The organism is Microseira wollei NIES-4236 (genome assembly GCF_020521235.1).
In the GTDB taxonomy this organism is placed as follows: domain Bacteria; phylum Cyanobacteriota; class Cyanobacteriia; order Cyanobacteriales; family Aerosakkonemataceae; genus Microseira; species Microseira wollei.
In genome coordinates this window covers 175,750-192,959 of the sequence record NZ_BLAY01000001.1, presented here as the reverse complement: position 1 = coordinate 192,959, position 17,210 = coordinate 175,750, and the positions used below count along the sequence as shown (strand labels likewise).

Annotated in this window: 15 protein-coding genes; 8 read left to right on the top strand and 7 right to left on the bottom strand. The window is 45.6% G+C overall.

From position 1 onward, the window contains the following. Nucleotides 1-89: 89 nt before the first annotated feature. From mtnA to dxs, 6 genes are all read right to left on the bottom strand, one after another. Nucleotides 90-1,148, bottom strand: a complete 1,059-nt coding sequence (gene mtnA / locus MiSe_RS00895) for an S-methyl-5-thioribose-1-phosphate isomerase (RefSeq protein WP_226572875.1) — start codon at nucleotides 1,146-1,148, stop codon at nucleotides 90-92. 108 nt (nucleotides 1,149-1,256) lie between these two features. Beyond that, nucleotides 1,257-1,994, bottom strand: coding sequence for a hypothetical protein (locus MiSe_RS00890; protein WP_226572869.1), 738 nt, complete (start codon nucleotides 1,992-1,994; stop codon nucleotides 1,257-1,259). Nucleotides 1,995-2,000: 6 nt separating this feature from the next. Then, nucleotides 2,001-2,150: a hypothetical protein gene (locus MiSe_RS00885; protein ID WP_226572867.1), complete on the bottom strand. Its 150-nt coding sequence runs from the start codon at nucleotides 2,148-2,150 to the stop codon at nucleotides 2,001-2,003. 63 nt (nucleotides 2,151-2,213) lie between these two features. Further along, nucleotides 2,214-2,654 (bottom strand): AAA family ATPase, encoded by a 441-nt coding sequence (locus MiSe_RS00880; protein ID WP_226572865.1) that lies wholly within the window; start codon nucleotides 2,652-2,654, stop codon nucleotides 2,214-2,216. A 66-nt stretch (nucleotides 2,655-2,720) separates the two neighbouring features. Beyond that, on the bottom strand, nucleotides 2,721-3,287 hold the full coding sequence (locus tag MiSe_RS00875; RefSeq protein WP_226572864.1) for an AAA family ATPase: 567 nt from the start codon (nucleotides 3,285-3,287) through the stop codon (nucleotides 2,721-2,723). Between the two features lie 202 nt (nucleotides 3,288-3,489). Beyond that, complete coding sequence (gene dxs / locus MiSe_RS00870; protein ID WP_226572862.1) at nucleotides 3,490-5,397, bottom strand: 1-deoxy-D-xylulose-5-phosphate synthase; 1,908 nt, start codon at nucleotides 5,395-5,397, stop codon at nucleotides 3,490-3,492. A 301-nt stretch (nucleotides 5,398-5,698) separates the two neighbouring features. Here dxs and MiSe_RS00865 point away from each other — a divergent pair, with 301 nt between their 5' ends. From MiSe_RS00865 to MiSe_RS00855, 3 genes are all read left to right on the top strand, one after another. Continuing rightward, nucleotides 5,699-8,203: a two-partner secretion domain-containing protein gene (locus tag MiSe_RS00865; protein ID WP_226572861.1), complete on the top strand. Its 2,505-nt coding sequence runs from the start codon at nucleotides 5,699-5,701 to the stop codon at nucleotides 8,201-8,203. 443 nt (nucleotides 8,204-8,646) lie between these two features. Further along, nucleotides 8,647-9,558 (top strand): RRXRR domain-containing protein, encoded by a 912-nt coding sequence (locus MiSe_RS00860; protein WP_226572858.1) that lies wholly within the window; start codon nucleotides 8,647-8,649, stop codon nucleotides 9,556-9,558. Between the two features lie 70 nt (nucleotides 9,559-9,628). Further along, nucleotides 9,629-12,274, top strand: a complete 2,646-nt coding sequence (locus tag MiSe_RS00855; protein ID WP_226572856.1) for a CHAT domain-containing protein — start codon at nucleotides 9,629-9,631, stop codon at nucleotides 12,272-12,274. On the opposite strand, the gene MiSe_RS00850 is transcribed toward MiSe_RS00855, so the two are convergent. Then, nucleotides 12,254-12,505, bottom strand: coding sequence for a hypothetical protein (locus MiSe_RS00850; protein ID WP_226572854.1), 252 nt, complete (start codon nucleotides 12,503-12,505; stop codon nucleotides 12,254-12,256). The two genes, MiSe_RS00855 and MiSe_RS00850, sit on opposite strands and share 21 nt — an antisense overlap. Before the next feature lie 278 nt (nucleotides 12,506-12,783). Between MiSe_RS00850 and MiSe_RS00845 the strand changes: the two genes are divergently transcribed. The 5 genes from MiSe_RS00845 to psb28 all read left to right on the top strand — a co-directional run bounded on the left by MiSe_RS00845 (nucleotide 12,784) and on the right by psb28 (nucleotide 17,090). Then, nucleotides 12,784-13,554 carry a DUF928 domain-containing protein gene (locus MiSe_RS00845; RefSeq protein WP_226572852.1) on the top strand — a complete coding sequence of 257 codons (771 nt, stop codon included), beginning with the start codon at nucleotides 12,784-12,786 and terminating at the stop codon, nucleotides 13,552-13,554. A gap of 27 nt (nucleotides 13,555-13,581) precedes the next feature. After that, nucleotides 13,582-13,725, top strand: coding sequence for a hypothetical protein (locus MiSe_RS00840; RefSeq protein WP_226572850.1), 144 nt, complete (start codon nucleotides 13,582-13,584; stop codon nucleotides 13,723-13,725). Between the two features lie 66 nt (nucleotides 13,726-13,791). Next, nucleotides 13,792-16,386, top strand: a complete 2,595-nt coding sequence (locus tag MiSe_RS00835) for a CHASE2 domain-containing protein (protein ID WP_226572848.1) — start codon at nucleotides 13,792-13,794, stop codon at nucleotides 16,384-16,386. Further along, nucleotides 16,379-16,615 carry a hypothetical protein gene (locus MiSe_RS00830; RefSeq protein ID WP_226572846.1) on the top strand — a complete coding sequence of 79 codons (237 nt, stop codon included), beginning with the start codon at nucleotides 16,379-16,381 and terminating at the stop codon, nucleotides 16,613-16,615. Before MiSe_RS00835 ends, MiSe_RS00830 begins: the two co-directional genes overlap by 8 nt. A 91-nt stretch (nucleotides 16,616-16,706) precedes the next feature. Next, nucleotides 16,707-17,090 (top strand): photosystem II reaction center protein Psb28, encoded by a 384-nt coding sequence (psb28, locus tag MiSe_RS00825; RefSeq protein ID WP_226572844.1) that lies wholly within the window; start codon nucleotides 16,707-16,709, stop codon nucleotides 17,088-17,090. Nucleotides 17,091-17,210: the final 120 nt, after the last annotated feature.

Here is a 17,210-nt window from a genome sequence, read left to right as displayed (position 1 = left end):
CTACACAAACGAAGGTGTACCTCATGCGCCTGCAATCCGCTATATTGTCTCTATCAAACAACACTTTTTCTCCTCCCTCTCGCTTTTTCTTATCCAGCTTGTCTGGTTTGAAACTGTATTAGCTGACTTGGTGTAACCGCCCCATGTTCGGTAATGATAGCTGTAATTAAGTCGGCTGGGGTGACATCAAAGGCGGGGTTATAAAATTCTGCCCCAAATGGGGTTAAGTTTACCTCGCCTACCTGATAAATTTCAGATGGATCTCGTTCTTCGATGGGAATTTCGCTGCCGTCGGGTAATTCAAAATCAATTGTAGAAAGGGGTGCAGCGACGAAGAAAGGAATTTTATGCGCGTTGGCGACAATTGCCAAACTGTACGTGCCTATTTTATTGGCGGTATCGCCGTTAGCGGCAATTCTATCTGCGCCTACGACTACGGCGTGAATTAAACCTTGTTTCATGCAATGCGCCGCCATGTTATCGGAAATAACCGTAACGGGGATGCGTTCTTGTACGCATTCCCAAGCGGTGAGTTTAGCGCCTTGCAAGCGGGGGCGGGTTTCGTCGGCGTATACTTTTGCTAGACGACCTTCGCGCCATGCAGAACGCACGACGCCTAAAGCGGTGCCGTATCCGCCTGTAGCTAAGGCTCCGGCGTTGCAGTGGGTTAAGATTGTTAGCTGTTGGGGGTTTTTGGGTAGAACATCTAGACCGCGATCGCCTATCATCCGACAAATTTGGATATCATCGGCGTTGATTTTTTGCGCTTTGGTGAGTAAAACGCTTTTGATGTAGCTTACCGATCCTAGAGTTTGGCGGGCGGTTTTCAGCATTTGCCCGATCGCCCAAAATAAATTTACCGCCGTCGGGCGTGTCGCCCCCAACACCTCGCCAACTTTTTCCAATTCTGCGATAAACTCTTCCCGATCTTCTGTCTCAATCTCCCGCGCCCCCAGGTACATCCCGTAAGCGGCAGCGACTCCAATTGCCGGCGCACCTCGAACTATCATATTTTTGATCGCCTGCGCCATATCTTCATAACATTTAATTTCTACCATTGCGTACTCGTTGGGCAAGCGAGTTTGGTCGATGAGGAAAACGCGGTCTTCTTCCCAAATAACGGGGTAAACGTTGTTGGCGGGTTGCATATCTGTTGCTCTTTTTGGTCGTCAGTATATTAGTTTCGTATATTTTTGCCAAGATTCACCAAGATGATAGCGGATGCGATGCCCTCGCCACTGGGGAAGACACAACAGCTAGGTTTCATAATTTTGCTCTAGGGTAACTTTCCCAAAAGATAACATTTGAATGAATATTCTGGACTCCGGTAGGCAACTAAAAATCCGCTGAATACTGTCAGGCGTTATAAAATCTAGTGCTTTTTCTTGAAGTTCTTCTTCCCTGAGCGTTGCCAGATCGTCAGTCCCATATAGTAAAATTTTTAACTCACTTGGCTTTTTTCCATAGGGATTTGATATATTTTTCGCAGCCGCTACAAAAATTTCATTACAGGGAAATGTAACGATTGGGATTATGAGCGGTAAATATTCACCATAATATCCTTCTATTGTTTTGATATTGTAAAATTTGTCGATAGCACCCATAAATATTTTGGAAATACTGAACGCCCATTCCTGGAAGTAATCGTTTGGTTTAGACAGCACAATTTCGGCGTCAGTTGTTACCAACAAGATATCTTGATTAGAAATAATACTTGTTCCTCTATTTTCAAAATCATCAAAAGCACCCATCAAAATATTTGTCACATCTTTTTGTAGTTGCGTCGCATGTTCGCTAGGTAGGTAATACTCTTTTTCTTTTTTCTTCTTTACCACCGTCCAGTAACGTTCCACACAGTCGTGCAGGTTGCTTTGCCTGTTTAATTCGACTGTAGTTAGACTATCTGATGATAAAATTACCTCGGCAATAATTTTCAAAAAAATTGCTATATCTGTAGCGCCATCTCCAATAACAGCTATATTTCTATGTCCCATTAAATTCTACCCAATTGCTCCGGAATACCAAAGTTCTGCTAGCTGATATTTAGGAATTTTTACCAACCGTTTACCCGTTTTTTCATCTTCTATAATTTCACCTTCTACCGTTCCCACTCCCACAAGTACATCAAGGGCATCATTTAAATTCCTCACATTACTTTGTCCGGTCCGTTTATCGAATCTAAAGTTGTAAACATAGTCTAGATGATCGCTGAATTACCGCAAAACAGAAGGGCTATGAGAAGTGATAATAAATTGAGGTGCATATCCTTCTTTGTCGGGAGATGTTGTTTGCCATATCCAATTCATCAGTTCTTGAATGTTACCAGTATTTATACTGTTTTCTATTTCTTCTAAAACAATTAGAGCAGGTAATTCCCGTAAAGATACTAGCAAACTAATCGCTCCTGCTTTCAAAAATCCATCTGATAAAACATTAGGTGGAAATCCATCAAGCGGGCGGTCTGTTGCTTTCCGTCCCAGGTCAAATAACCATGTCAGCTTAGAACGTTCTAAATCATATTGAGTTCCGTAAAAGTTGGGATTAAACCGTCGCATCAAAGCCGTAAATCGGGCAAATGTTTTCTTTTCGCTTTCGTCTTCTGTTTGAGTTAAATAAGAAATATTTTTTGGAAAATTACGCCCTTTATGACCCAAAATAGCCGGAATTTTAACGCGATCTGTACTAGATAATTCTGTCTCGCTATCAGTAGCTTCATCAATTTATTGAATTTGTTCGTTTTGAACTAAACCTTTAAGAAAAGATGGCTGAAAGTGATAATCAAATGTGTAGGCTAAATCTCGGAAAAAAGCGCTACACAATCTTTTTTTAGATTCGGGTAAGGTTTCGTTATTTTGAATATCACCTCTGAGAGCGATCGCATCAGTAGCTTTTTCATAACCACTACTAATTTCTACAGGTTTCCCAGCTTCAAATAAGTTGATATTTATTTTCTCTTTACAGCCGGCTTTCCCAACAAAATCCTTATTTTCATACACTTCCATTTCATATATAATTTCTCCCAATACATTTTTACAACTAATCTTAAATCCTCTGGGCTGATTGTTAGCAAACTTGTTCTGATGTGGATATAAATCTCTTGTTGCTTTTACCGTGCGATCGCGATGTCCAGGACGCCCCCACCTTACCAATCCAGAAAAGTGTTGTATTCCTGCCAAAAAGTTAGTTTTGCCAGAATTGTTATTGCCAATAAATAACGTTACTGGATGAAGTTCTATAGTTGTTGTTTTGTGCGTTCTAAAATTTCTTAAAGTGATATCCTTAAACATAAAAACCTCTCTTAAAAATTTTTACAATCATCTGCGTACACAAATATTTTAATAGGTTATTCTCGTTTCTCGTTCCAAGGTTCTACCTTGGAACGCCTTACTAGAGGCTCTGCCTCTATTCTAAGGCGGCAGAGCCGCCGTAAGACATTTCCAGGTAGAACCTGGAAACGAGAAAACGAGAAAAACGAGAAAATGAGAGAAGCTAGCTAACAGTTGTTAGTTGTTGCTTAAAGAAAGCCGTGCGAATTTGGTCGGCAATTTGTGCAGGCATTAAGCCCAAATCTGCCTTCGATTCGTTCGGTTCGGCATGATCGACTAAAATATCGGGGATGCCAATCCGCTTCACTGGCACGACTACATCATTATCCAGCAAAGATTCAGCAACGGCTGAACCAAAACCGCCGATGACGCAACCTTCTTCTAAGGTGACAACTCGTCCAATTTTCTTCGCTAACGGCGCAATTAATTCAGTATCTAAAGGTTTAGCAAATCGGGCATTTATTACCGTTGCTTCAATTCCATGTTCGCTGAGAATTTCGGCAACTTGCATTGCCGGATATACCATTGTCCCGTAACCCAACAACAGTACATCATCGCCTTGGCGCAGAATTTCGGCCCTCCCAATCGGTAATCCTTCCCATCCTTCTTCCATCAAGGGGACGCCGTAACCGTTGCCGCGCGGATACCGCATGGCAATCGGGCCAGCAGTATAATTAACCCCTGTGACGAGCATTTGTTGCAATTCGGCTTCATCTTTGGGTGCCATTAACACCATATTCGGAATGCAACGGAGATAGGCAATATCGTACATTCCTTGGTGCGTTGGGCCATCTGCACCGACAATTCCCGCCCTGTCCATACAGAAGAAAACGGGTAAATTTTGAATGCAGATATCGTGAATAATTTGGTCGTAGGCGCGTTGCAGGAAAGTAGAATAAATTGCGACAACCGGGCGCATTCCTTCGCAGGCTAACCCAGCGGCGAGGGTAACGGCATGTTGTTCGGCAATGCCTACGTCGATGTATTGTTTGGGTAGTTTGGCTTGCAGTTTGTCTAAACCCGTTCCCGTTGCCATTGCGGCGGTGATGCCGATAATTTTGGGGTTATTTTCGGCAAGTTTAACTAAAGTGTGGGCAAAGACTTTGGCGTAGGCGGGAGGTTTGGGTTTGCTAGAAGGAATCGCTTTTCCAGTTGTTAAATTAAACGGCGATTGGGCGTGGTACCCAACTTGGTCTTTTTCCGCAATTTCGTAACCCTTGCCTTTGGTGGTTGCGACATGTACCAAAACTGGCCCGATAATTTTATGGGCTTGTTGGAATGTGGCAATTAATTCTTCTAAATTATGCCCGTCTACCGGACCGATGTAGGTAAAGCCGAGTTCTTCAAATACCGCCCCGACTTTTGGCACTGCTAGGCGCTTCATCCCTTCTTTTACCCGCGCCAATTCGGGGGATAACGATTCGCCGACGAAGGGCAGGTGCTTGAACTGCTCTTCTAAATTATCGGTGATAAACTGCACCGGGTCGCTGAGGCGCATTTTGTTTAAATAGCGGGGAATTGCGCCCACGTTGGGCGAAATCGACATTTCGTTGTCGTTTAGCACCACTAGGAGGTTGGTTTTGGGCAAGTGTCCCGCGTGGTTAATCGCTTCTAGCGCCATACCGCCGGTTAAAGCACCGTCCCCAATCACGGCGACAGTTTTATAGTTATCCCCTTTGGCGTCCCGCGCCAAGGCCATACCTAACGCGGCGGAAATACTGGTGGAAGCATGTCCGGCACCGAAGTGGTCGAATTTGCTTTCGCACCGCTTGAGGTACCCGGCAATACCATCTTTTTGCCGCAGGGTGTGGAAGCGATGGTAACGCCCGGTAATCATTTTATGGGGATACGCTTGGTGTCCCACGTCCCAGATGACTTTATCCCGGTCTAGGTCTAGAGTCTGGTAAAGTGCTAGTGTTAGTTCCACCACACCCAACCCCGGGCCGAGGTGACCGCCACTCGTCGCCACGGTTTGTAAATGCTTTTCCCGCATCTGACGGGCAATTTGCTTAAGTTGATGTATCGACAGCCCGTGCAACTGGTTGGGATGGGTGACTTCACTCAAGTGCATGGCATTCTCTCTTGTTGATTGAGATTTTATTTACCTTTATTAATTTAGTGGATTTGTTCGTTACTTCTTTGTAAGTAAATATTATTAATATTTAAGCTAAGTAATATTTCTTATTTATCTGGGGGTGATTCTCCTGCAAGCCTACGCACGAAGCGCTCTTCGTGGGGGCTGAGCCAAAGCGTTTGCTCCCCTCCTCCTTTGACAATTCCAAAGAAATATGGTATAAATAAAAATTTTATCTCCGGTGCGTTTACAGATCCTATGAGGAGCATGTAGCGGCAACAAAGGAAAAAATAACACCATGAAACTTTCTGGTCGAGCTGGGAAACTGGGTACAATTTCTCTCTTGTGGCTAAGTGCCACTAGCTCTGCGTTTGCACAAATCGTCCCGGATCGGACGCTGCCCAACAATACGATTGTTATCCCCAACGGGAATAATTTTCAAATTGAAGGCGGTACTCAAACTGGCAAAAGCTTGTTTCACAGTTTTGGCGAATTTTCTGTCCCTACAGGCGGTGCGGCATTTTTTAACAATGGTTCGGGGATCGAAAATATCTTTAGCCGCGTCACGGGGGGAAACATTTCTAATATTGATGGATTAATTAGCGCTAAGGGAACCGCTAATTTATTTCTGCTTAATCCCAACGGCATTATTTTTGGCCCCAATGCCAGGTTAAATATCGGTGGTTCGTTTATCGGCAGTACCGCCAACAGCATTAGATTTGCCGATGGTAGTAGTTTTTCTGCGACCAATCCCACCGCCCCACCTCTGCTAACAATTAATGTACCCATTGGCTTGCAATTTGGCTCAAATCCAAACGCTGCAATTCAAGTGCAAGGGTCTAATCTTGCCGTAGAAACTGGACAAACTTTAGCACTGTTGGGAGGGAATATAACGATTTATGGCAGCAATAATCCGTTGTATTCGGGGTTAACGGCTGGCGGAATTCCCCTAGCCATTGTTAATGGAAATATTGTGCCAACAACCCCAGGGGGACGGATTGAACTTTGGTCGGTTATTAATGGTGATTTGTCAGTTAATAAGAATGGCAAACTGACAATTGAAAATGGGCAATTACCGACCGAATTTGGGAATATTCAACTGTTAGGTGGGGCAAGGGTTGATACCAGCGGGACGGGTGGCGGTGCAATTCAAGTCCAAGCGCGATCTTTGCGTTTAAGCGAAGGTGCGCGCCTGTCATCTTTTACCTTGGGTGGCCTCGTTGGAGAAAATATTACAGTTAATGCATCCGAGTCAGTAGAAATTATCGGCACTGGCGGATATGAAGAAACTGTCTTGCGATTTGCGATTGGAACCATCACTCCCACCGACCTCATAAACGGCTTTTTTACCCTCAACTTTGGCTCTGGTTTTGCAGGTGCTATTACAGTTAATACCCCTAATTTTAGGCTGCAAAATGGCGCTTATATTGCCGCTAGCACCTTTGGTGATGCCGGGGAAAATGCAAATATCAAGGGGGGAGATGTCACAATCAATGCTGCCAATTCTGTGGAAATGATCGCCGCTTTTATCGCTGCGGGTACGGCAGGGGGAAACGCCAGAAATTCTGGAAACTTGATAGTTAATACGAGAAGACTTATAGCGCGAGATAACGGAATTCTGACAACAAGCAGTTTTGGCAATGGACGCGGTGGAGATATTACTATTAACGCTTCTGAGTCGGTGGAAGTATACAGCGGCAATCCGATTTCTCTAGCAGCAATTTCCCCCGTTGCCAATGCTTTTGGTGCTGTTTTTACTAGCGGTTTAGGGACTGGAGATGCGGGAGAATTGCGCGTAAATACCAGGCGGTTAATTTTGGGCAGCGGTGCAGCTTTAGCAGCGAGTTCGTTTGGTGGAGGAGAGGGTGGGGATATTACTATTAACGCCAGCGAGTCGGTGGAATTGGTGGGAACTACCCCCAATGGTCGGCGTTTTAGCGCCATCACTTCGGTGACGGAACTGGGATCTACGGGTAATGGGGGAAACTTGAGGATATATACAGATCGGTTAATTCTGCGAGATAAAGGAAGAGTGAGCATTCGCGCTCAGGGAACGGGGGATGCAGGAAATTTAGAAGTCGTGGCTAATGCCATTTTGATGGACAATGAAGGGGGTTTGGAGGGAACATCAGAAACGGGTGTAGGAGGGAATTTTACCGTGCGCTCGCGCTCGCTTGTCATGCGCCGCCACAGCTTTATCTCCGCTACTGCTGGCGATTTAGGCGGAAAGGGAAACGGCGGCAATATTACTATCAATACAGATGCCCTAGCTGCTTTAGAAAATAGCGACATCACCGCTAATTCTGTAGCTAGTCTTGGGGGAAATGTGAATATTACTGCCCAAGGTATTTTCGGCGCTCAAGTCCAGCAACGAATCACCCCCCAAAGCGACATTACCGCTACTGGGGGAACTCCTGCTTTAAGCGGCACTATACAAATCAACACCCCCAATCTCGATCCCGCTGCTACCATAGTCCAGCTGCCGGAAAATTTCGTCGACCCCAGCAATCAAATTGTCGCTGGATGTGCCGCAGATCGGGGTAATCGTTTTGTAGTTACCGGACGCGGCGGGTTACCTTCAGACCCCTCTCAAACTCTCAGAGGTCGCGCTGTTTGGCGGGATATTCGTCCGGTGTCCTCTGTCGGTCGTTCCAGTACAACCCAGACAGGACAACCGACAACTGATAACCAACCAATTATTGAGGCAACGGGATGGGTAATTAATCGAAATGGTCAAGTAGAACTTGTAGCGAATGCACCTCAAGATTCCTGGTATAGAACAGTTAATTGTACCGATAAATAAAGCCTCGTCAAGGCAGAGGGAGAGGGAAGAAAGTAAATTTATCAGGACTTACGCCAGACCTTGCCATCACCAAAGTTTCTTACTATATCTCTAGTTTTCTTGCTCAAGGATTTTTCAGAGAAACTTTGGTGTTTGCGTAAGTTCTCAATTTCGTTCTCATAAAAACCTCTTCCCCTTCTTGGTACAGCTCTAATAGCGGTAATTGAGCAAGTCAGCAACCCCGCTCTCCCATAGACGGGGCAAGAGGCGCAATCCTTATAGCCCTAGCTGACCAGACTATCCGTTTAGGGCAAGAGTTAAAGACCCAATCGACGGATGCTTGCTAGTCCTGAATTCTAGAACCTCACGATTAAACAGGCTTATGGTTTAAACCAGTGTCGTTTGAATAGTACCGACCCTAAACAAAGGCGCGCGCAAACTTTACCTGTAAAAAGGATGCAGCAATGCAAAATTACCTATTCGTTGTTGACCAAAACTTTCAACCTCTCAACCCAGTCCCTCCAGCACGAGCGAGGGAATTGTTGACAAAACAAAAAGCCGCTGTTTTCAGAATGTATCCTTTTACAATCATTGCGAAACACGCAGTTTTGACCCCAACACCAAAGCCATTAACCATCAAACTAGACGCTGGTAGCAGATTTACTGGAATGGCAATCCGTGATGATAATAAAGTTATCTGGGCGGCCGAGTTAGAGCATCGAGGATGGCAAATAAAAGACTCTTTGGCATCTAGGCGGTCATTACGTCGTAGTCGTCGTAACCGTAACACTCGGTATCGTCAACCCCTCAGTTGTGAAAAGTGCAACTTAAAAAAAGCAACTAAGTTGGTTGACGAGTTCTGGAAAACCGACAGCGCTAGGTTGGAGAAGATTAAACGTCAAGCAACAGCCTCATTGAAGGATGCGACTGCTGTTAACTCTACTCGGTGGGCATTGTTCCATACATGGGAAGGCATCTTGCCCACAAGGACAGGAACGGGAGGACAAACTAAGTACAACCGAACAAGATTTGAACTACCCAAGCTCTCCAACATTGACAGCATAAAGTTACTAACTCGGCAACGATTGCGAATTAAGTGTACTGGGTGGGGAACTCGCAAAATGTGCGGCACTGACCGCTACGGCTTTCCTACTCGTCACCGCCAACGCCAGCAGGTTCATTTTGGTTTCAGAACTGGCGATATTGTCAAAGCTGTTGTACTTTCCGGAAAAAAAGTAGGCGAGTATGTTGGACGTTTACTCTGTCGTAAAACTGGAAGCTTTGATATTGCCACGTCCAGAGGTCGCGTTGCTGGCGTTAGTCACAGATTTTGTACACCAATTGATCAAAAGGATGGCTACTCCTATGGCTTTTAACATATTCCCCCAGTCGTGTTTCCTCCCTGGTATTTTGACACAGGGCTTCCACACTCTCACGGAGGTCTAGGTGATAACAAAAATTTTTTCGCCTTTAAAATCCCTTCATTCCAGCGTTTGGTTAGCTTTGCTGACCCTGTTTTTTGTTATAACTGTATTTCCCGCAGCCAGCTTTGATTTTAAATTGGGTCATAGTCAAAAATATAACCAATCGCTTACTACTCACTCTTTTAATCCAAAATATGCTTTCCCAGGCAGCAACCTGGGAACGAGCAAAATCCAGAATCATACTTTAACTGTTTTAGAACAAGGCAGAACGCTTTACGAGGCGGGACGGTTTTCTGATGCGGCAGCTGTTTGGCAACAAGCTGTTAAAGAATTGGCAGCACAAGGCGATCGCTTCCATCTCGCTGTTACCCTCACTTACCTATCTAACGTCTATCAAGAGTTGGGACAGTGGGAACAAGCAAGTGAAACAATTGCCAAAAGTTTGAACTTGATCCAATCGGGGGATAGAACTGGAATCCCAACCCTAATTTTGGCGCAAGCACTCAATACCCAAGCGAGTCTCCAACTCGCACTCGGACAAACTGAAGCTGCCCTCAATACCTGGCAATTAGCAGAAAAAGCTTATACTCAAGCAAAAGATGAAACTGGCATACTCGGCAGTCAAATTAACCAAGCTCAAGCGCTGCAAATTTTGGGACTGTACCGACGCGCTCAGGCTATTTTAGAACAAGTCAATCAAAAGCTGCTTGCCTCACCCGATTCGCTGCTAAAAGCTACCGGATTGCGGAGTTTGGGGATCGCTTTGCAAGTTACGGGAGACTTGGAGCGCAGTCAAGCAGTTCTCCAGCAAAGTTTGGCGATCGCATCTAAGCTTAACTCTGCCGCCGATATAAGTGCCGCCTATTTCGCCTTGGGCAATACCGCTAGAATCTCACCCGATCCTAAATTAGCCTTGGAATTATACCAGAAAGCCGCAGAAAATGCAAAGAACGCGATCGCTAAACTGGAAGCCTTACTCAACCAATTAAGCCTGCTAGTACAAACTAAACAGCAAGCAACAGCGAGAGCATCGTTACCTAATATACAAGCGGAATTAGCCAAACTATCTCCCAGTAGAGATGCGGTTTACGCTCAAGTAAACTATGCCCAAAGCCTGATCGAACTAGAGAAAGACAATCAATTACCAACTCCCAATTCCCAAGAAATTGCCAAAATTTTAGCCGTTGCAGTGCAACAGGCGATCTCGCTTAACGATCCCAAAGCCGAATCTTACGCACTGATTGAGCTAGGAAAGTTGTACGAACTTTCCCAGCAGTGGGTAGAGGCGGAAAACTTAACGCAGCAAGCGTTACTAATTGCTCAAAAAATTAGAGCCGATGATATTGTCGGGCGCACTCAGGCGCAACTAGGGCAGATTTTTAAACAGCGGGGAGATTGGGAGCGTGCGATCGCATCCTACACCGAAGCCGTTAAAACCTTCCAATCCCTCCGCAGCGACTTAGTAGCGGTCAATTCCGACGTACAATTCTCGTTTCGCGATAGCGTAGAACCCGTTTACCGCGAGTTAGTCGGATTGCTATTGCAGTTTAATCCCTCCCAAGAAAACATCCAGCAAGCTCGTCAACTCCTGGAAGCGCTGCAACTAGCCGAATTGGAGAATTTTTTCCGGGAAGCTTGTTTGAGAGCCAAACCGCAGCAAATTGAGCAAATCGATCCCACCGCAGCCGTCTTCTATCCAATTATTTTAAAAGACCGCTTAGAAGTTATCGTCTCCCTACCAGGAGAATCTTTGCGCCGCTACACGAGCGAACTACCCCAAAGCGAAGTAGAAAAGGCCATCGATGAGTTGCTAGAATCCCTCAACCCATTTTTCTCTTCTCGCGATCGCTTGCGCGTTTCCCAGAAAATTTATGACTGGCTGATCCGACCAATTGAAGCCGAACTAGCTGGGAGTCTGGTAAAAACACTGGTATTTATTTTAGATGGTTCCCTGCGTAATTTACCGATGGCGGCGCTGCACAACGGTCAGTATTATCTAGTAGAAAAATATAATATCGCAGTGACACCGGGTTTGCAGTTGTTGGAGGCGCGCGCGCTGGCTCAAGCACAGCTCAAAGTCTTAACAGCCGGACTCACCGAAGCCCGTCAAGGCTTTGCAGCACTGCCAGGAGTCAAACTGGAAGTCGAACAAATTGCTGCTGAGTTGCCCGCTAGAACCTTCCTAGATCGGGAATTTACGGAAAAAAATTTGCAAAAACAAATCCAAGCGACTTCTTTTCCTATAATTCACCTAGCCACTCACGGTCAGTTTAGTTCCAATCCAGAACAAACCTTTATTCTCACTTGGGATGAAAAAATTAAAGTCAAAGAATTTGAAGATTTATTGCGGTTTAGAGAACAAGGCAATGCCAATCCGATTGAATTGCTCGTTCTCAGTGCCTGTCAAACCGCCGCTGGCGACAAGCGAGCTGCATTGGGATTGGCAGGCGTGGCGGTGCGCTCTGGTGCCCGCAGTACCCTGGCAACCCTGTGGTCGGTGAAAGACCAATCCACCGCCCAACTGATGTCGGAATTTTACCAGGAACTATCCAAAGGAGTCCGCAAAGCCGAAGCGCTTCGCACCGCACAGCTGAACCTGCTCAAGCAAACTAAGTACCAGCATCCGTTTTACTGGGCACCCTTTGTTTTAGTGGGAAATTGGCTGTGAAGGCGTCGGTTCAAATGCCATGAAGGTGAGCCAGAAGCGGAAAATGTGGGAAATCAATTTCTTGGCGTCACCTACTTTTCCGACTTTTCCGACTTTTCCGACTTTTCCGACTTTTCTCACGTTTGTATCAGGAAAGATGCCATGAAAAATCAGCGTTCCCAGCAGCGAGCCAGACAGAGGATCTTGGCGTGAAGTGTTGACTGTAAGGACTGAATCGATCGGAGACGCCATATTCTCAAAGCAAAAATTAAATCGTAAAAAGTCACAAATAATTCATGAAATTTTCACGTATCCGTATTAATATAGATTTAGGAATTGTAACGGAGAAGGGGGGAACGATAAGATGAAGATATGATGAAGGAGCAAGGAATTATATGAAGATATAATGAAGATTATAATTTTTTTACATCCCATCCCATACCACCATCAAAGCAAGTAAGTCGGGTGGAGAATCAAAAGGGTGTAAGTTCGTCAGACAAAGAAAGCAAAAGTTCAGAGGTTACAAGCGAATGGCTAAGCAAAAATCTATTCAATTTCTGGGGCTGCTGTCCACCGCCCTGTTTTTAGAACTCGTTGTCGCACCAAGCTTGTTAACAAAAGTACAAGCTCAAACTGCGTCGCCGAACAGCGCCCAAACCCAACGGATTAGTACGATCGCTCGCATCACCTTCGAACCCCCCGGAGACGGAAAACCGGACGACACCGCAGGGGGAGCATCCCGGAACGGTGGATGCTTGCAAGCGGTGACAAATAGCGGCGGATGTATCGTACCGTTGATGCCAGCAACGAAAGACGGGTTAACCACAACGGAACGTCCGACGTTCTTTGTATACGTTGCCGACAGCGCGGCAAAAGAGCTATTTTTTAGCCTGAGAGATGACAGCGACAATGCTGTTTATCAGGCCAAAATCCCCATCAACGGTCAAACGGGGATTGTCAGCGTCAAACTGCCAGATAACGCCCCGGCGCTAGAAGTTGGCAAGACTTATCAGTGGGCGTTTATTATGGTGGGCGACCAAGGACTAAGACCCGATAGTCCGGGAGTACGCGGGGAAGTAAGGCGAGTTGAACTAAACCAAGAACTCAAGAGCGAAATAGCCCAGGGGAAACCGCTGGAAAGGGCAGAGTTGTATGGAAAAAACGGCATTTGGTTCGATACACTGGCAACCCTAGCCCAAGCAAGAAGCGAGCAGCCAAACGATACCACGTTAGTCGCTAATTGGCAAGACCTGCTGAAATCGGTGGGTTTGGATGCGATCGCCAAAGAGCCGTTACTGTAAAAAATGGCATAGGAGCTAGGAACTAACTTGATTTACCAACTCCGCCCTTGCAACCCGGTTTCTGGCAGAAACCGGGTTTTTGGTGATAGCGACAAGAAACCGGGTTTGTTGCTGCGATCGCTCGTTCCGTTTCCCAAGGATTTTTCCGACAAACCCGGTTTCTTTGCCTAAGTTCGGAGCGAATAAAATGGGGCAGACTACCCAGATTCTCATCATATCGCTGGGTATACAAGATCGATGTGGTCAAAACTCAGACAAACTATTTGGGAGTACCGGGGGATATTGACAATTGCCCCCAGCGTAGCAGGATTGGTCATAACTGCCAGTTCCCTGGGATTATTCCAACTCATGGAGTGGGCGACTTTCGATCAATTTTTTCGCTGGCGTCCCCGGGAACCCGTCGATCCCCGCATTACCATTGTCACCATTGACGAGTCAGACATCACCCATGTCGGACAATGGCCAGTTCCCGATGCCGTTTTAGCTAAATTAATCGAAAATTTGCGAAAGCACAACCCCAAAGCGATTGGCTTGGATTTGTATCGAGATTTACCCGTAGAACCGGGTCATCAAGCATTAGTTAAATTATTCAAGAATACACCCAACTTAATCGGCGTCGAGAAAGCAGTAGGCAATGCGGTTCCCCCACCGCCGATTTTAAAGCAACTCGATCGCGTAGGATTGGCAGATTTAGTATTGGATGCCGATGGCAAGGTGCGTCGGGGTTTGATATCTATCAGAACAGGGGAAGGTCAAACAAAATTAGGTTTGGGAACAACCCTGGCTTTAATGTATTTGGAAGCCGAGGGAATGACGCTGAAAATGCTCGATGCCAAGAAGAAGTACTTGGGGTTGGGTAAAGCTGTATTTATGCCGCTGATGGGAAATGAAGGCGGCTACGTACGTGCCAATACGGGTGGTTACCAAATTTTATTGAACTATCGGGGAAAGCTAGAAAATTTTCAGCATCTATCGATGAAGGATGTTCTGGAGAACAGGATACCGCCAAATAGTTTACGCGATCAGATTATTTTAATCGGTGCCACGGGGGCTAGCCTCAACGACCTTTTCTTTACACCCTACAGTAGCAAAGAGAACGGCAGCCCTCAGCGAACTCCCGGTGTTGTCATTCATGCCAACATCACCAGCCAAATTTTAAGTGCTGCGATTGAAGGGCGTCCCTTTATCCGAGTTTGGGACGAACCGATAGAATGGCTGTGGATTTTGCTTTGGTCGTTTGCGGGTGCTGGCGCTAGTTGGATCGTACTCGACACCAAACGGTTTGCCGATAGTCTTGCCCTCAAAGCTACGGTTTTTTTGATTAGCTTGTTGCTTGGCGGGGTGATGCTAGTCGGTGGCAGCTATGTCGCTTTTCTGGCAAGCTGGTGGTTTCCGGTTATTGCCCCGTTGGTAGCATTCACCGGATCTGGGATAGCGATCGCCGGTTATAACAGCCTAGAATTACAGCAGGAAAAAGCCGACCTAGAAATTTTGCTGGAAACGACAACCGAACACGCAGATGCCCTTGCTACCGATTTAGAACATAAAGCCGAAGAAGCAATTCGCGAAAGCGAACGCAAGCTGGCTCAATTCCTAGAAGCGGTGCCTGTAGGAGTAGTCGTCGCCGATGCCAGCGGTAAACTTTATTACTTTAACCACGCCGCACAGCAGCTTTTGGGCAAAGGAGTCGTACCCGATGCCACCGCAGAGCAAATAGCAGAAGTTTACCAAACCTATATTGCCGGAACCAATCAACTATACCCGGTCGAGAAGTTGCCAATAGTACGGGCATTGAGGGGCGAAATTTCTGCCGTGGAAGATATAGAAATCCACCAAGAACATAAGATTATTCCCATAGAAGTTTGGGGCACTCCCATCTACGATCGAGATGGCAAAGTTAACTATGCCATCATCGTTTTTCGAGATATTACCGAACGCAAAAAAGCCGAAGCAGACCGGATCAAATTAACCACCGAACTAATTCAACTCAACGTAGCCTACTCGCGCTTTGTCCCGCGACAATTTCTCCAACTTTTAAACAAGGAAAGCATTATTGATGTTCAATTAGGCGACCAAGTACAGCAAGACATGTCGGTGCTATTTTCCGATATTCGCGACTTCACAACTCTCTCGGAAACGATGACCCCGGCAGAAAACTTCAAATTTATTAATGCCTATCTCAGTCGCATGGAACCGGCGATTCTGGAAAATAATGGGTTTATAGATAAATACATCGGCGATGCGATTATGGCACTCTTTAGCGGCAGCGCAGATGATGCCGTCAAAGCGGGAATTGCCATGCTGCAAAGACTAGCCGAATTTAACACAAACAGGGGCAGACTGGGTCGTCCTCACATCAAAATTGGCATTGGCATCAATACAGGTTCGATGATGCTGGGTACAGTCGGGGGACACTCGCGCATGGATGGTACAGCAATTAGCGATGCCGTTAATTTAGCTTCTCGGCTTGAAGGCTTAACTAAAAATTATGGCGTGGCGCTGTTAATTTCTGAGAAAACTTTTTTAGCCTTAAATAATCCTGCCGATTATGCCATCCGCCGGATCGATCGAGTAAAAGTTAAAGGAAAATCCGAACAAGTAATTGTTTATGAAGTCTTTGATGCCGATTTGCCGGAAGTCAAAGAAGGTAAACTTTTCAACGCGGCAGTATTTAAACAAGCAATCGTCCTCTATAATTCAGGAAATTTATCAGAAGCAGCACAACTATTTTCCCATTGCCTACACCTTAACCCCGGGGATAAAGTGGCAAAAATTTACCTGGAACGCTGTCAGCAACAAGAAACCGTAGAAGCCTTGAAAACCAATGGATGAAAGCGAAAATTACCCAGTTCCAGAGGTTTTCAATTGGGTGCAACACAACATTGTAGGGACACGGCATTCAAAAAAGTTTCCCGGATGGGACAAAACTTACTTTAGCCTTAGTCCCTACCCCCTTGTTGATGCGAAAAAAAATGGCAATGTAGGGACACGGCATTCAAAAAAGTTTCCCGGATGGGACAAAACTTACTTTAGCCTTAGTCCCTACCCCCTTGTTGAATAAACCGCTATAAAAACGGGGACGTAGAACAGAATTCGCGCTCAAACGCACCCAATGCCTTATAATGAGAATTTAAGTTTCATTTTTTTATAACATGACCTCCCCAATCCCTAAGATAGAATTTTTTGAAGGAATTCCAGAAGAACTAAGCGATGTCAGTCTGCGGCGGAATCGCTCTTCGGGAGTTCGGTCAGTCATGATGACATTCAAGCAATTGAAAGCCACCGAAAAATTTAACAGCTTTACAAAAAGATCTTCTAACTCAATGCGGTTAATTGATACTGAAGGAGTCATAAGCGTTGAGCCAAGTTCGATAAAATTAATCTTCGGCGGACCAGAAGGAGATGAACTAGAGCGGGTAGAATGCAAATTTGAACTTGATAGGGAAGACCATTGGGAACGATTCATGCGGTTTATGAAGCGCTACGCTGAAGCGAATGGTATGGAGTACGGCGAAAATCCTAGTAACGCAAGTTGATAGTTATAAACAAGCGTGTTGCTAATTGCTAATTGCTAATTGCTAATATAGGATTTTTACTGACATTAGCCATGACCCATTAGCGATTAGCTGCTATGCATGAGATAAATAGCAACTTGA

Coding starts and splice junctions, on each gene's coding strand:
- mtnA (WP_226572875.1), bottom strand. CDS start 1,148: ATGCAACCCGCCAACAACGTTTACCCCGTTATTTGGGAAGAAGACCGC.
- MiSe_RS00890 (WP_226572869.1), bottom strand. CDS start 1,994: ATGGGACATAGAAATATAGCTGTTATTGGAGATGGCGCTACAGATATA.
- MiSe_RS00875 (WP_226572864.1), bottom strand. CDS start 3,287: ATGTTTAAGGATATCACTTTAAGAAATTTTAGAACGCACAAAACAACA.
- dxs (WP_226572862.1), bottom strand. CDS start 5,397: ATGCACTTGAGTGAAGTCACCCATCCCAACCAGTTGCACGGGCTGTCG.
- MiSe_RS00865 (WP_226572861.1), top strand. CDS start 5,699: ATGAAACTTTCTGGTCGAGCTGGGAAACTGGGTACAATTTCTCTCTTG.
- MiSe_RS00860 (WP_226572858.1), top strand. CDS start 8,647: ATGCAAAATTACCTATTCGTTGTTGACCAAAACTTTCAACCTCTCAAC.
- MiSe_RS00850 (WP_226572854.1), bottom strand. CDS start 12,505: ATGGCGTCTCCGATCGATTCAGTCCTTACAGTCAACACTTCACGCCAA.
- MiSe_RS00845 (WP_226572852.1), top strand. CDS start 12,784: ATGGCTAAGCAAAAATCTATTCAATTTCTGGGGCTGCTGTCCACCGCC.
- MiSe_RS00835 (WP_226572848.1), top strand. CDS start 13,792: ATGTGGTCAAAACTCAGACAAACTATTTGGGAGTACCGGGGGATATTG.
- MiSe_RS00830 (WP_226572846.1), top strand. CDS start 16,379: ATGGATGAAAGCGAAAATTACCCAGTTCCAGAGGTTTTCAATTGGGTG.
- psb28 (WP_226572844.1), top strand. CDS start 16,707: ATGACCTCCCCAATCCCTAAGATAGAATTTTTTGAAGGAATTCCAGAA.